This is a genomic window from Tissierella sp. MB52-C2 (assembly GCF_030931715.1).
Lineage (GTDB): Bacteria > Bacillota > Clostridia > Tissierellales > Tissierellaceae > Tissierella.
Genome location: NZ_CP133261.1, coordinates 3,411,606 through 3,426,252, shown reverse-complemented (window position 1 = coordinate 3,426,252; position 14,647 = coordinate 3,411,606). Strand labels below are relative to the sequence as shown.

Below are 14,647 nucleotides of genomic sequence, written 5' to 3'. Positions count from 1 at the left end.
TAAATTTGCTATATATAAAAAAGAGTATGGCTTTATTAGATAGATATAAAATTAAATATTTATTGATTAAATTGACAGGTATTTTGATAAAGATCAGTGCATTAATAGAACCTTATCTAGTAAGTGTAATTGTTGCATCAATTATGCAGAATAATAGATTTTTGTTTAAAAGGTATATTATCCTGTTTGCCCTATACTATATGGTGTTTGGCATTATAAATTATTCATTAGATAAAGTATCTTCTAAATTGATGATTAGAATAAATAATAAGGTTAAAGAGAGGATATTTTACAGCTATTTTGGACATTTTCAATATAGCAGTACATATAATTCGGCTAAATTAAATAATGTATTCACAGGTGATTATAGTTCTCCTTTATCTTATTTAGATTATTTATTTGGATATTTATCGGAAGTTATAGTTTTGTTATCTATGCTATTTATATTAGTTAAGCAAAATACTTGGTTTATATATACTATTGTTTTAGTGATACCTATAATATTTATCAATATTCATTATTCTAAAAAAATAAAGAAATATAATAAAATAAACTTTTATTATTCAGATGTGATATTGGGTATTATCAAGAAAGTTTCTAATAATATTTATGAAGTTGCCTCAAATGAAAAGATTAAAAACTTTATAGTAAGGGATTTTGATGATTATATAGAGGATAAGATTTCTAATGTTGATAAGCTAAATGAAAGTAAGATAAATTTACAATATATAATGGATTCTATTATGAAAATCAATATATTCTTATTTTATATATTAGCTGGAATACTTGTATTTAAGAAAAGAATAACCCCAGAAATCTTCATATTTCTATCTTTTTATATTCAAAAAGTATTGATAAGCCTCATAGGGATAACTAATCTGATACCAACTGTCCAAAGATATCATGTGAGTTTGGATAGGGTCTTTGAAGTAATGGAAACAAAAAAATTATTCAAAGATGAAGAAGAAAATAAACAACCCCTTGAGTATATTGATAAAATAGAGATAAAAGATGGAGAATTTAAAATAAAAGATTCTTATATATTGAAGGATGTTAATATGCATTTAAATAAGGGGGAACATATATTGATTGAAGGTGAAAATGGAAGTGGAAAATCCAGTATTATAAAACTTATATCATTACAATATCCTTTAAGTTGTGGAGAATATCTGATTAATGATAATAGCCATAAAGAATACAAGGCTTCAGATATTATGGATTGTATAAGTATATCTAATCAAAACCCAACTGTCTATCCTTTGTCTATAAGAAATAACATTTTATATGAAGCAGATAATGGTAAATATGCTCTAAATGAAATTCTGGAGGATTTTGATCTATTGGAGTATATAGAAAGCTTAGAAGAAGGTATAGATACTTTTATAGATGAAAACTATAATCTATCTGGAGGTCAGAGGAAGAAAATAGAAATAATAAGATGTCTATCCAAGAATTCATCTATTTATATATTGGACGAACCTCTAGCCAGTTTAGATGCTGATTTTAAAAATAAATTCGATTATATACTAAATAAATATTTTTCAGATAAAACAGTAATAATGATTGAGCATGGAAACTATAAATCTGATTTTTTTGATAGATACTATAAATTTAAACACGAAAGCCTAGAGGTGCAAAATGGATAATATATTGATTATAATCGATTTAGAAGGAATTATTGGAGTTGAAGATTTGTGGGATAATAAGAGGAATGAGGATTTATTATATAAAGAAATAGCTACAATTATAAACTCCATACCTAATAATATGAATATATATCTATGCTATGACCATAATGATGGTATATTCCCTAGTAATTTAACGGAGAAATTAAGTCATGGAATCAATATAATCAAGAAAATAAGAAATATTGATTTTAGTATTGATTATAAAACAGCTTTTCTAGTGGGTTTTCATGGCAAGAAAAGTGACCATTGTAGGTTCCCTCATACCTTTAGAGATGAGATTCAAATATTATCTTTAGGAGAAAAAGAAGTGGGAGAAATTGAAATGGTAGTTAATTTTTTATCATACTACAAGATCCCGGTTTCATTGATAAGCACCGAAGCCTCGGTAATTGATTACCTAAATTATAATTGCATATATCATGACATAGACAAAGGAGATATGTCTTCAATATACTTAAACCTAGAAAATGATGTAAAAAAAGCCCTTAATAGTGAAATCTCATTGTCCAAATTTGATGATTCTAAGGTTAAAATTATTTACAATAATTATGTACAAAGAAGAGTAAAAGAATTAGAATTGGATATTAAAATTTCTTTTAAAGATACAATTGATTTTTTTAGATATCTGCCTAATTTGCACATTCCTTTAAATCATATAATAAGCAAAGATCTTAAAAATATGTTTGAGGAATTAGTGAGAAATAGACCTGAATCCTTGGAATTAGTGAAAGATGAGAATATAAGAAAATTATTAGATAAAGATATAAGTTCACTAACTTATCTTGATTTATATGAAATATCGCAATACTTTTATAAAATAAAAGATGATAAGAGTGCTAAATTTGAACTTCAACCTAAAGAGTAAAAACAACTCTAAACAGCCAAAGCTTGATATTCTATCGAACTGAGGCTGTTTAATTTTTTGTGTAATTACTTATAGTTATAAATATAAATATATTTTTCTATATTATTTTTCTTATAATATGACAAATGTCATACTATATTGTGATTCTATACACTACAATGAAAAACTCCAAATACATATAATTAAATTAAGATGAAATAGGGGGAGTGATTTAAGTGGTAGTAAAAGTAAATAACTTAGTAAAAAGATATAAGGAATTAATTGCCCTTGAGCATTTTAATATGGAGGTTGAAGAGGGAGAGATATTGGGACTTTTAGGACCTAATGGTTGTGGTAAGACTACGGCAATAAACTGTATTCTTTCATTATTGAATTTCGATAAAGGTGAAATACAAATATTTGGAAAGAAAATGACTCCAAACTCCTATGATATTAAAAAACAGATAGGAGTAGTGCCTCAAGAAGTTTCAGTTTTTGAGAATTTAACCGTAAGAGAAAATATAGATTATTTTTGCGGACTTTATATAGAAGATAAAGTTAAGAGAAAACAATATGTAGAAGAAGCTATAGAATTTGTAGGGCTGAAGGATTATGTAAAATTCTATCCTAAGAAATTAAGTGGAGGACTCAAAAGAAGACTAAATATTGCTTGTGGTATAGCTCATAAACCGAAGTTGATTTTTTTGGATGAACCTACAGTTGCAGTAGATGCACAAAGCAGAAACTTCATATTAGATGGAATAAAAAGGTTAAATCAAGAAGGAAGTACTATTATATATACTACTCATTATCTAGAGGAAGCAGAAATGCTCTGTAAGAGAATTATAATCATGGATAATGGCAAAAATTTGGTTTCAGGAACTAATGAAGAATTGAAGGCTATGATAACAACCACTGAAAAGATAGTAGTTGGTTTCTCAGATATTGAAGATAAAGAGATTCAGAAGATCAGAAAAATTCCTCATGTAATAGATATAGAAAAAAGAGAAGATGATTATATAATAAAGTTTGAAAATGGACTAAACAATTTATCAAATCTATTGGAGTTTATAAAAGAAAATAACCTTACCTATACAAAATTATATAGCCAGCTGCCAACATTAAATGATGTATTTTTGGAGTTAACAGGGAAGGAGCTTAGGGATTGATATGAAAAGTATATTTAGAAATTGCATATATCAAGGAAAAAATTTATATAGAGACAAATCTTTTCTTTTCTGGACTTTAATATATCCAATTATAATGGCAATATTTTTCTACACAGCCTTCAATGGAATGATAAATATACAACTAGAGAATATAGATATAGGAATAAGCTCTCAAAATCCTATTGCATTTATATTGGAAGAAATTGAAATAGTAAATGTTCATAAAATCTCAGAAGAAGAGATAAATGAAAAGTTAGAGAATGAAGAAATTCAAGGATTTATTGACGATGATTTTAATTTATTAGTCAAAAAATCAGGAGTAAATCAGACTATAATTAAAGAGATATTGGATCAAATTAAACAGATGGAAAGTTTAAGTGTTCCCATTGAAAAATTTGATTTTACAGTGGAATATATTTCAGAAACAAATCAAAAAGCAGATGTTGTAATTATAATATTTTATTCACTAATTGCAATGGTTTCTGCATATGGAATTTTTCCTGGAATTGTAACAGTAATTTTGATTCAAGCAAATCTGACTAATCTAGGAAAGAGAATAAATATAACACCTCTGCGAAAGAATGAATTTCTATTGGCAGGTGTTATAGTTTCATTAATCTTAAATTTACTTTCAAACGGCATATTATTGATTTTTATAAAATATATCTTAAAGATTAATTTGTTTACAGAACTAAAGTACAGTACAGTGCTTATAATAATGGGAAATTTATTTGGAGTAGCCCTCGGAATGTTTATTGGAGCTTCCAATAAACAAAATGAAAATACAAAGACAATTATAGGTATTATGATTACTTTGGTTTTATCGGCTTTATCTGGGATGATGTCACCTAATATAAAGATTTCAATTGATCAGAATATTCCGATATTAGGAAGAATAAATCCCATATCTATAATAACCAACAATCTATATAGGATCAATCTATTAGGGAGCACTAAAAGTGTAGGTGAAGGAATCATTATTTTATCAATTTATTGTGTAGCCTTAATCAGTATATCCTATGTATTTTTAAGGAGGAAAACCTATGACAGTATATAAGTATTTTATTAAGATAGCACTAAAAAACAAAGGCGTTATTCTCTCGTATACTATAATATTTTTTATTCTATCAATATTAAATAGTGGCAGCAATGCTCAAAGGGAAATCAGCTTCACAGAAACAAAGTTTACTATTGGAATAGTTGATAACAGTAATAGTGAAATATCTAGAAGCTTAACAGATTATCTAGGAAAGAAGAATAATACAACCTTCATAGAGGCAGATGAAGAATATATTAAGGAGCAGGTGTTTCTCCAAATAGTAGATGCAGTAATTATCATTCCAGAGGATTTTGACGAAAGGGTAGTAAATAAGAAAAATGCCATTGAATTATTTAGAGATGATAGAAATGTAGCATCTTATCAAATTGAAAATCAAATCAATAAATTTATTTCCTTTGCCAATGCAACCTATGAAGATGGGAAATTTGGTTTATCCAATGTAAGTACTGCTTTAGATGAAGGGATAGAGGTAAATATAGTTAAATCTGATAATAATATAAATCAGAAGATGAATACATGGTTTAAATTTTACTTTAATTATGTCTCCTATATAATAATGGCTTTATATATTTCTGTAATAGGGTTTGTAATGACTGACTTTATAAATAAGGAAGTTGAGAACAGAAGAAAGATATCTTCAATAAAGTTTTTGAAATTTAATAGAGAAATATATTTAGGACAGTTGACAATAGCAAGTTTTCTAACATTAATATTTATATTTGGAAGTATTGTTTTGAAAGGAAAATATATTGGAGAAGTGAACTTTTCAAAATATGTAGTCAATACAATAGTATTTTCATTTTCTGCATTATGTCTCGTATTTTTAATCAATAATATAACACATAATAAATATATTATATCTGGGGTAAGTACAGTACTATCTCTTGGAACTTCGTTTATATCAGGAGTAATGGTACCTCAGCAATTTTTAGGAGAAAAGGTATTGACAATAGCTAAATTTTTCCCAACATATTATTTTGTAAAGATAAATGAAATGGATATTAGCTCTCTATTAGATGTAAAGTATGAAATATTTATGCAGTTATTGTTTGCCGTGGTATTCTTATTAATGGGGCTATATTTTTCTAGAGCAAAACAAGTAAATTAAAGGACTGGTCTATAACGGAGTTATAGACCAGTCCTTTTAAATTAAGTATATTATCTAAATAAATCGTAAGATATCTAAATAAAAAATCTAAAGGTAATGTTATACTTATAACAATCATAATGATAATTGTTATCAATATATGATTTAATACAATTAATAAAGGAGGACGGAGATGGTACTGACTAATTGTAAAAAAACTTATGACTATAAAATTAAAGATTTGCCAGATTTACATTTATTAAAAGTTCTAGGTCTTAGAAAAGGAATAGACTTTAAGGTTCAGAGCAAACAGCCTCTAGGAGGGCCAATAGTAGTAAAAGTAGGTAATAGAAGTATAGCCATAGCAAAAGATGTAGCAAAAGAAATAGTTGTTCAGGAGGTAAGTTAGAAATGGGATGTCACTCTAATAATCAGGGAAGTATATCTCTTGATGATAAAATAAAAATATTACTTATGGGAAATCCCAATGTAGGAAAAAGTGTAGTATTTTCTAAGTTAACAGGAGTCCATGTAGACAGTTCAAACTATGCTGGTACTACTGTTGATTATACCGTAGGAGATATTAATTTTAGAAATATTGAAGGGGTAATGATAGATGTACCAGGTACATATTCCTTAGAGGCTAGTTCTGAGGCTGAAGAAGTAGCAGTAGGTCTATTAGAAGAAGGGGCAGATGTAATTATTTGTGTATTAGATGCTACTCACTTAGGACGAAACTTAGATCTGGCAATTCAACTTCAGGAATATTCTACTCCTATTATTTATTGTTTAAACTTAGTAGACGTTGCGGCGAGACAAGGGATCACAATAGATGTAGAACAATTATCTAAGGAACTAAATGCTCCTGTGATTCCAACAGTGGCAATTAAAAATACAGGACTTACGGATTTGATTTTGAAATCTGTAGAACTATCAGGTACAACAAAGGATCCAGAGCCTCCATTAGAAGATGAAGAAAGATGGAATAGGATCAATAAGGTTATAGAGAAGGTAGAGAAGAAAGAAGAAAAAGAACCAACTTTTATGGAAAAACTAGAGAATTGGACTGTACAACCGTGGCCAGGTATACCTATAGCTATTTTAGTATTAATATTATCTCTAGGTGTTGTAGTTGGTGGAGGAAAGGCTCTTAGATCAGTAGTACTTTTACCTTTAGTAAGAAAGGTTATTATGCCTTTTCTTACAACGATAGTTTCTGCAATTATACCTGCAGGGATTTTTAGAAATCTATTAGTAGGGGAATTTGGTATATTGATTATAGGGATAGAGTGGCCATTTGCATTGATTCTTCCTTATGTCTTATTATTCTATGTGGTTTTTTCCTTCTTAGAGGACAGTGGATATTTACCTAGGATAGGAGTTTTGGCAGACGGAATACTTAGTCGTATAGGAATCCAAGGTGGAAATATAATACCTATTATGATGGGATATGGATGTGCTGTACCTGCCATAGTAGGTACAAGGGCTGCCACTACGTATAAGGAAAGAATAATGGTTGCAGCTTTAGTTTCCTTTGCTATTCCTTGCGCTTCTCAAACTGGTGCATTTATAGCACTTTTAGGAGATAGATCTATACCTGCTTTAATATTGGTTTATATGATGTCTGTACTAATATTACTATGTGTAGGTGTAATTATGAATAAAGTCATACCAGGAAAAGGGCAGCCAATGCTTTTAGAAGTACCTAATCTATTGTTACCAGATAAAAATGCTTTTAAGAAGAAGCTAAAAATAAGAATGAAACATTTCTTACTTGATGCAGAAGGTCCAATGTTTATAGGTATATTAATAGCTGCAATAGTGGCAGAAACAGGCATATTAAATGAATTTAGCAATATAATAGGGCCTTTAGTTGAAGGATGGTTAGGATTACCTAAGGAAGCCAGCCTATCTCTATTGCTAGGAATAATAAGAAGAGAATTGGCAGTACTTCCATTACTTGAAATGGATTTAAACACATTACAATTATTAGTAGGTTCAGTAATGGCACTATTTTATCTACCTTGTTTATCAGTTTTCGGCGTACTTACAAAGGAATTCTCCTTAAAGGTATCTATAACTATAGGTGTTATAACGATTATATCAGCTTTCCTATTTGCAGGGCTAGTAAATCATATTGGTCTGTTTATAATGGCTGTACTTTAGCGGGTGGAATTTATGATAGTGACTTGGACAAAATGGATGGAAAAAAGGATTTCCTGTTCAAATTTTCTAATTAGATTATATGAAAAATATTATAAAAAGATTGTTAGGAATGAAATAAAACTAGCTGATGTAAAAATAAACGATAGAATACTATGTATTGGGGGAGGATCTATTCCATGTACTGCGCTTCAAATAGCAAATTTAACAGGAGCAAAGGTAGATGTAATAGATATAGATAGCAGGGCAGTATATAATGCTAGAAATGTAGTAGAGAAAATGGGATTAAATAATAAGATATATATAACAAATACCGGAGGAGAAGAAGTAGATATATCTTCCTATGATGTTATACATGTGGCACTGCAGGTTACACCTAAGGAAGAAGTAGTAGAGCATATATGGAGCAAAGCTAGAAAAGGTACTAGGATATTGGTTCGTATGCCTAAGAAGAATCTAAGGTATTTCTACTCAAATATATCAAATGAATACTTAAATGAAAAAGAAAGCTGTACTAGGAATTGTTGTTTAGACAACGAGTTAAATACGATGAAAGAAGTCCTACTTATGGTAAAGAATTAGGTGAGATTATGAAAAAATATATATTGTATATCTTAACTATTATAGGAATAGGATTTGTATCTATATATTTTGATTGGGAAATGGTTTTAATTAATCTTAGATCCATGAATCTTTATATACTGATAATAGCATTATCTTTACAATTTTTAACAATGGTTTTACTAAGTCTACAATGGAAGTATATGGTTTCTTGGATTCAGAGGAATTGTAGGTTTATAGATGCTTTTAGAATAAATGCTAAGGGGAATATTGTAGATGCCATAACACCGGGAGTAAAGATGGGTGGTGAACTAGCTAGGTTATATCAGATTAAAAATAGGCTAGACTTAAGTTACGGTGAAGCTACTGTAGTTGTAGGATTACAAAAGACCATTAGTCTTTTTAGCTTTCTTTCTTTAACTATAATAAGCTTAATATGGTTTTATACTACAATGGGAAATCACTATAAATCGTATTTTAATTTATTTTTATCAGCAGTAGTTGTATTAGCCTTAGGATTATTTGTTTTATTGATCTTGTGTGTAAAGCCCAATGTTATAAAAAAAATATTATATAAGTTTTCATTGAAGTCTGAAACAATTATAAAAATAGAAAATGCATTTGGGCAATATAGTTTATCAATAGGAAAGTTATTGGAAAATAAGCTACAGTTTTTAATTCAAATATTATTGGGAATTTTTATATGGATATTATTTGCCTTTAAAATGGCTTTAGTAATCAAGGGATTTAATATGAAACTAGATTTAATTTCAATAGCTGCAATAACATATCTGACCTATATAGTTGGTATGATACCTTTGTTACCTGGAAGTATAGGCAGTTTTGAAACTAGTATGGTTACGCTCTTAGTAATGAAAGGAATTCCAGTGGAGAAAAGTATAGCAATATCTGTAGTATTTAGGTTTGTAACTTTTTGGTTTGAGTTTGGATTAAGTTTTATAATGTTAATCTTAGATAAATTAAGGAGATATTTTGTAAAGGATGATGGATATGCTAAAGGCAGAATCTAGAGAGCATAGAAAGTATTATGTATTACCAGCTATGATAACATATTTTAATATGTTTTTAGGAGCCATAGCAATATTTATTAGTAATACTACAGATATGAATAAAATAAAGATGGCTTGTGTACTAATTTTATTAGCTGCTATCACAGATAAGATGGACGGATTTATTGCTAGAAAACTTAATATGACTAGTGAATTTGGACGAGAACTAGATTCACTATGTGATTTAGTATCCTTTGGATTAGCTCCAACAATAATTGGATTAAATATACATGGCAATTATTTAGGTTTATTGGAAATAGCAGTGTCTTTATTATTTATAGGCACAGGGATATTTAGACTTGCTAGATTTAATATTGAGAAAGAGACATGCTATATCATAGGACTACCTATTACTATCGCAGGCGGAATATTAGTAGCAAAATATATTATAGATATTAATTATAGGATAATGGAAAGCTCTTTAAATTTATCTTATGAAAACCTTATAATAACTATAATATTATCATTCCTGATGATAAGTACATTTAGAGTGAAAAAACCTAATATTTAAAAAATAAGACCTTCTATAGAAGGTCTTATTTTTTAGTATTAAGCTTAGTTCTATATTCTTTTGGAGTTACACCTTCTACCTTTTTAAATACATAGCAGAAATAACTCTGACTACTAAATCCACATTCTATGGTTATATCCAATAATGAAAGAGAAGTATTCTGTAGGAGTAGTTTAGATTTATCGATTCTTATCTTATTAATAAAATCAGAAAAGCTATATCCCGTACATTTAGAAAATAAACAGGATAAATAACTACTACTGATATGTATTTCCTTAGCCACATTTCCAAGGGTTAGATTTTCATCTAGATTGCTATATATATAATCTAAGGCTTCCATAATAATTGGATTTTTATTTTTCATATCTTCCATGCTTTGAATATCTAAATGGAAAAATATTAAATCTTTTCCTAAGGAGTAAAGATCTTTTACACAAGGCTTTTTTTCTATTTCCTTTATCATGCAAACTCTTTTCTCGTATAATATTTTTTTACATACAGGACTATTAGAGGCATTGATGTATAAAATTGAGCTTAGAGATATTAAATAATTTTTTATAGATTTTATATAGTTTACATCACTAAAATCAAATTCCTTAATATTATTAAAAATTCTATTGTAATAGTATAAGGTTTTAGCTTTATTTCTACAATTTATTTCTTTAAGCAACTGATTTTCTAGATGTACCATAGTCAACCCTCCAATAACTAACAAACTTAAAATGATAATCACTATCAGTTATATATTATATCAATTTTAATGGAAAAATTCAAACATGGTTAAGTAAAGAAATCAGATATTTCGGCTTTCTTCCTCCTTGACATATATATAAAGATATTATAAAATATATTGGTAAACTATGCACTGGTAGCTCAGTAGGATAGAGCGACGCCCTCCTAAGGCGTAGGCCGGGGGTTCGATTCCTCTCCAGTGCACCACGAATGATAGAATAAGACAGATGTAAGATGGCATCTGTCTTATTCTAATTTTTTATGTTATTCTAAGTTGAAAATAATTTATATTATCCGTATAGGCATTTTTTATAATGGAGGCCTCAATGAAAAAGATCATCGTTACCATGATAGCATCACTTATACTATTCACAGGATTTGCAACACCGGTTTATGCGCTATCGGACGCACAATCTGTGGCAATACAAACATTGCTGGATGATGCCTGTCGTATATCAGGTGTACCGAGCATGTCAATTTCTATAATCGACGGGGATGAAACATTCTACTTTTCCTCTGGCTACGCAGACCGTGAGAAAAGGTTGCCTGCCAATGAAAACACTCTATACGAGCTGGCTTCGGTTAGTAAGGCTTTTACTGGTGTGGGTATTTTACTGTTAGAGGAGCAGGGACTACTGTCCATGACCGATCCTATTCAGAAATATCTGCCTTGGCTTACGATGGAGTATAAAGGGATGCCTGTTGATATGCAGAGCCTTACACTTAATCACTTCTTGCACCATACCAGCGGCTTGACAAATCGAAAGCATGTTCAAAGCATCCCGCAAGGCAGTACGCCAGATATGTTGCGAAAGACCGTGGAAGCATTGGTGGATGCTGAACTGGCATTTCTTCCCGGTGAGCAATACGAGTATGGAACTGTCAATTATGATGTATTAGGTTTGGTTATTGAGGTTGTGTCTAGTCAAAGCTATGAAAACTTTATGACGGAGCAGGTATTTCGCCCCTTGGGCTTATATCATACTTATGTTTATAAAGAAGAAGCCAAAGCAACCGGGCAACTGGCGCAGGGCTACCGATCTTCTTTTTTTATAACAAGCCCATATGACGCACCAGATTATGCCGGTAACAAACCGGCGGGATACATCATGTCTTCTACAAAGGATATGGCGCATTGGATGGACATACAGATGGGTGATGTACAGAATATACCCGAAGTATTTAAAGCGGTTATCATGAAATCACATCATGGAGACGTATCTGTTCCGGATGTCAATGGGATGTATTATGCGGCGGGATGGATGGTAAACGCTGACAAAACAATTATTGAGCACTCGGGGAGCAATCCCAATTTCTCAACCCAAGTGGTAATACTGCCAAATGAACGAACAGCTTTCTGCCTGCTAACCAACGGCGCTAATACCAATATCAGTCTGGTAAAAAGCATTAAAGATATATTGGACGGCAATCTTACGCAGTCGTATAAGATAAGTGGCATACAGCTTTTGGACATGATTCTTTCGTCTGCTACAATTATTGTTTGCCTGTTGTCTGTCATTTTCTTTATTTTGGGGTTACGCAGAAAGAAAATGAATGAGCGGCAATCAATAACAAAAAAAGGAATACTCATAACCGTTGTTTGGCTAATGGTTACTGTTGCCATATGCATTATGTGCTGGGTTTTCCCAATGGTCTTCGGATACGATTGGCCAACGTTACTTGTTTGGCAAACATATAGTATCCTTACAGTTTTGATTTCACTGGCGCTATTAACTACTTCTATTACATTTTTTGTATACACTCGCCAGCATAATGCCGTGTCCCGATAATGAGCATAATCTTACCTGCATCTATTTTGACTTAATAACACAAAAATAAAGCTGTAAGTCTTTAGAAATAAAGACTTGCAGCTTTTTTATGGCTTTACACTTATCTGTTGCCGAAAATAGATATGATGAAGGAAACTAGTCTATATAAGATTTTTTTGATAACACATGAACACGACATATGAGTGTCGTGTTCATGTGTTATAATGTTAAATAGGAGGTAATTTTATGATTGGAGAATTTTACCGTAGTGTTTATCCTAGTGCTGTAACGAGAGAATTGGAGGCGGGTGTCCATGAAGATTGACCGCTTGCTTGGAATACTCACAATCTTGCTTCAAAACGAGAGAGTAACGGCTCCATATCTCGCTGAGAAATTTGAAGTTACCCGCCGTACCATTGGTAGGGATATTGACACTATGTGTCAGTCGGGCATACCGATTATCACATATCAAGGAAGCGGCGGTGGTATTTCTATTGCAGAGGGTTTCAAGCTAGACAAAAGTGTTCTGACTGTTGATGAGCTTTCAGGGATTATTGCTGGGCTTAAAGGTATCGGAAGCGTATCGGACAAGTCTCATATTGAGAAAACTCTAGATAAATTATCTGCCAATAAAGATATGGTCGTATCACTACGAGAGCCTATTGTAATAGACCTTGCCTCTCATTACAAAGGTAGTTTGACGGAAAAGATTGAACTTATTAAACAGGCTATTCATGAGCATAGAATAATTGAATTTGACTATTATTATGAAAAGGGAATTACCCATCGCCATATCGAACCATACTTTATAATTTTCCAGTGGACAGCATGGTATATATTTGGATTCTGTCAAGACCGAAAGGATTGGAGATTATTCAAGATAATGAGATTATGGGATTTATACCTTTGTGCTGAAACCTATATTCCACGTGAAATTCCACCTGAAAAGAGAGATTTCAATGCCCATCTTCCAGATGATAAAAAGCTGGTTGCTCTATTTGACTTATCAGCCCGCTATCAGCTCATTGAAACATATGGGCTCCAGTGTTATACAGAAACGGAAGAAGGTCTGCTCCGTCTTGAAATTGGCTATACAAATATGGATTTCACCATATCATGGCTTTTGGGATTTGGAGATAAGGTAAAGGTAATAGAACCTGCTCATATGGCGGAACATATAAAAAGAATTGCTGATAATATTTTAGAATCTTATAGATAAACAGGACAGGGTGTTGTCCTGTTTAATGTGATATGATCTTCTTTAAAGGAGGGTTTTGATTGAATGGTAAGGAGATAAAAAACTATGGAGATTTTGTTAATACCTTATTGGATGTGGGGTTTTCCATGGGTGGAGGAAACAGCGAGGGGATTTTTTCCGTAATTCCATGGAATTGGAAGGAAATACCCCCTTACGAGACGCCAGTTTGCTGGCATACAGGAAATCCGGAAACTGACCCCTGGGAGTGGCGTATACGTGTGTTGGATCAGCGTAAGGATATTGCCTATGCAAAACTATTTTTTAGGAAAAGCGGATATATTGCCAAGGAATGGGCTCCCTATTTTCTTGCTGTTAGGCGTGAGAATAGAAGCTTTGATGAGGAATACTCAGAGGGTACAATCAGTAACTATGCGAAACGCATTTATGATGCTGTCATTGAGAATGGAACTTTGCCCTTACACGGAATAAAGCAGTTGGCAGGATTTGGGAAGGATGAAAAATCTCAATTTGATAGAGCCTTAACGGAGTTGCAAATGAAAATGTATTTAACTATGTGTGGAAGACAGCAAAAAACATCCCAAAAAGGAATGGAATACGGTTGGTCTTCAACAGTATTTTGCACAACTGAAAATTTTTGGGGTGAGGACATATTTGATAAAGCTGCAAAAATTGAGAAGGATGAGGCCATTGAAAAGATAAGAGAGCGTATTTTTATGCTTAATCCCCATGCAGAGTCAAAAAAGATTTTGAAGTTTATTAAAGGCTAAAAGAGTT

The 14,647-nt window shown here is 31.2% G+C and carries 14 protein-coding genes and 1 tRNA gene; 14 read left to right on the top strand and 1 reads right to left on the bottom strand.

Going from position 1 to position 14,647, the window contains the following annotated elements; all coding sequences use genetic code 11:
• The first annotated feature begins 5 nt into the window (after positions 1-5).
• From RBU61_RS17230 to pssA, 10 genes are all read left to right on the top strand, one after another.
• Complete coding sequence (locus RBU61_RS17230; RefSeq protein ID WP_308876888.1) at positions 6-1,646, top strand: ABC transporter ATP-binding protein; 1,641 nt, start codon at positions 6-8, stop codon at positions 1,644-1,646.
• A complete protein-coding gene (locus tag RBU61_RS17225; RefSeq protein WP_308876887.1) occupies positions 1,639-2,553 on the top strand; it encodes a M55 family metallopeptidase in 915 nt (304 codons plus the stop codon). The genes RBU61_RS17230 and RBU61_RS17225 overlap by 8 nt, the downstream gene beginning before the upstream one ends.
• Positions 2,554-2,768: 215 nt before the next feature.
• Entirely contained in the window at positions 2,769-3,701 is a 933-nt protein-coding gene (locus RBU61_RS17220; RefSeq protein ID WP_308876885.1) for an ABC transporter ATP-binding protein, read from the top strand.
• A gap of 1 nt (position 3,702) precedes the next feature.
• Complete coding sequence (locus tag RBU61_RS17215; RefSeq protein ID WP_308876884.1) at positions 3,703-4,758, top strand: ABC transporter permease; 1,056 nt, start codon at positions 3,703-3,705, stop codon at positions 4,756-4,758.
• The gene (locus tag RBU61_RS17210) at positions 4,745-5,869 is read left to right on the top strand and encodes an ABC transporter permease (protein WP_308876882.1); all 1,125 of its coding nucleotides are present in this window, start codon (positions 4,745-4,747) and stop codon (positions 5,867-5,869) included. Before RBU61_RS17215 ends, RBU61_RS17210 begins: the two co-directional genes overlap by 14 nt.
• Positions 5,870-6,041: 172 nt before the next feature.
• Positions 6,042-6,257, top strand: coding sequence for a FeoA family protein (locus RBU61_RS17205; RefSeq protein WP_308876880.1), 216 nt, complete (start codon positions 6,042-6,044; stop codon positions 6,255-6,257).
• Positions 6,258-6,259: 2 nt separating this feature from the next.
• The gene (locus tag RBU61_RS17200; protein WP_308876878.1) at positions 6,260-8,014 is read left to right on the top strand and encodes a ferrous iron transporter B; all 1,755 of its coding nucleotides are present in this window, start codon (positions 6,260-6,262) and stop codon (positions 8,012-8,014) included.
• 12 nt (positions 8,015-8,026) lie between these two features.
• Positions 8,027-8,593 (top strand): nicotianamine synthase family protein, encoded by a 567-nt coding sequence (locus RBU61_RS17195; protein WP_308876877.1) that lies wholly within the window; start codon positions 8,027-8,029, stop codon positions 8,591-8,593.
• 8 nt (positions 8,594-8,601) lie between these two features.
• On the top strand, positions 8,602-9,603 hold the full coding sequence (locus tag RBU61_RS17190) for a lysylphosphatidylglycerol synthase transmembrane domain-containing protein (protein WP_308876876.1): 1,002 nt from the start codon (positions 8,602-8,604) through the stop codon (positions 9,601-9,603).
• On the top strand, positions 9,584-10,153 hold the full coding sequence (gene pssA, locus RBU61_RS17185) for a CDP-diacylglycerol--serine O-phosphatidyltransferase (protein WP_308876875.1): 570 nt from the start codon (positions 9,584-9,586) through the stop codon (positions 10,151-10,153). Before RBU61_RS17190 ends, pssA begins: the two co-directional genes overlap by 20 nt.
• 25 nt (positions 10,154-10,178) lie before the next feature.
• On the opposite strand, the gene RBU61_RS17180 is transcribed toward pssA, so the two are convergent.
• Positions 10,179-10,844 carry an AraC family transcriptional regulator gene (locus RBU61_RS17180; RefSeq protein WP_308876874.1) on the bottom strand — a complete coding sequence of 222 codons (666 nt, stop codon included), beginning with the start codon at positions 10,842-10,844 and terminating at the stop codon, positions 10,179-10,181.
• Positions 10,845-11,015: 171 nt separating this feature from the next.
• Between RBU61_RS17180 and RBU61_RS17175 the strand changes: the two genes are divergently transcribed.
• The 4 genes from RBU61_RS17175 (at position 11,016) to RBU61_RS17160 (ending at position 14,640) form a co-directional block, all read left to right on the top strand.
• Positions 11,016-11,092: transfer RNA gene (locus RBU61_RS17175), tRNA-Arg, on the top strand.
• 119 nt (positions 11,093-11,211) lie between these two features.
• Positions 11,212-12,675, top strand: a complete 1,464-nt coding sequence (locus RBU61_RS17170; RefSeq protein WP_308876873.1) for a serine hydrolase domain-containing protein — start codon at positions 11,212-11,214, stop codon at positions 12,673-12,675.
• Between the two features lie 292 nt (positions 12,676-12,967).
• Complete coding sequence (locus RBU61_RS17165) at positions 12,968-13,873, top strand: YafY family protein (protein WP_308876872.1); 906 nt, start codon at positions 12,968-12,970, stop codon at positions 13,871-13,873.
• Positions 13,874-13,932: 59 nt separating this feature from the next.
• Positions 13,933-14,640, top strand: a complete 708-nt coding sequence (locus tag RBU61_RS17160; protein WP_308876871.1) for a hypothetical protein — start codon at positions 13,933-13,935, stop codon at positions 14,638-14,640.
• Positions 14,641-14,647 lie beyond the last annotated feature (7 nt).

Coding starts and splice junctions, on each gene's coding strand:
- RBU61_RS17180 (WP_308876874.1), bottom strand. CDS start 10,844: ATGGTACATCTAGAAAATCAGTTGCTTAAAGAAATAAATTGTAGAAAT.
- RBU61_RS17215 (WP_308876884.1), top strand. CDS start 3,703: ATGAAAAGTATATTTAGAAATTGCATATATCAAGGAAAAAATTTATAT.
- RBU61_RS17205 (WP_308876880.1), top strand. CDS start 6,042: ATGGTACTGACTAATTGTAAAAAAACTTATGACTATAAAATTAAAGAT.
- RBU61_RS17190 (WP_308876876.1), top strand. CDS start 8,602: ATGAAAAAATATATATTGTATATCTTAACTATTATAGGAATAGGATTT.
- RBU61_RS17225 (WP_308876887.1), top strand. CDS start 1,639: ATGGATAATATATTGATTATAATCGATTTAGAAGGAATTATTGGAGTT.
- RBU61_RS17210 (WP_308876882.1), top strand. CDS start 4,745: ATGACAGTATATAAGTATTTTATTAAGATAGCACTAAAAAACAAAGGC.
- RBU61_RS17195 (WP_308876877.1), top strand. CDS start 8,027: ATGATAGTGACTTGGACAAAATGGATGGAAAAAAGGATTTCCTGTTCA.
- RBU61_RS17200 (WP_308876878.1), top strand. CDS start 6,260: ATGGGATGTCACTCTAATAATCAGGGAAGTATATCTCTTGATGATAAA.
- RBU61_RS17165 (WP_308876872.1), top strand. CDS start 12,968: ATGAAGATTGACCGCTTGCTTGGAATACTCACAATCTTGCTTCAAAAC.
- RBU61_RS17170 (WP_308876873.1), top strand. CDS start 11,212: ATGAAAAAGATCATCGTTACCATGATAGCATCACTTATACTATTCACA.
- pssA (WP_308876875.1), top strand. CDS start 9,584: ATGCTAAAGGCAGAATCTAGAGAGCATAGAAAGTATTATGTATTACCA.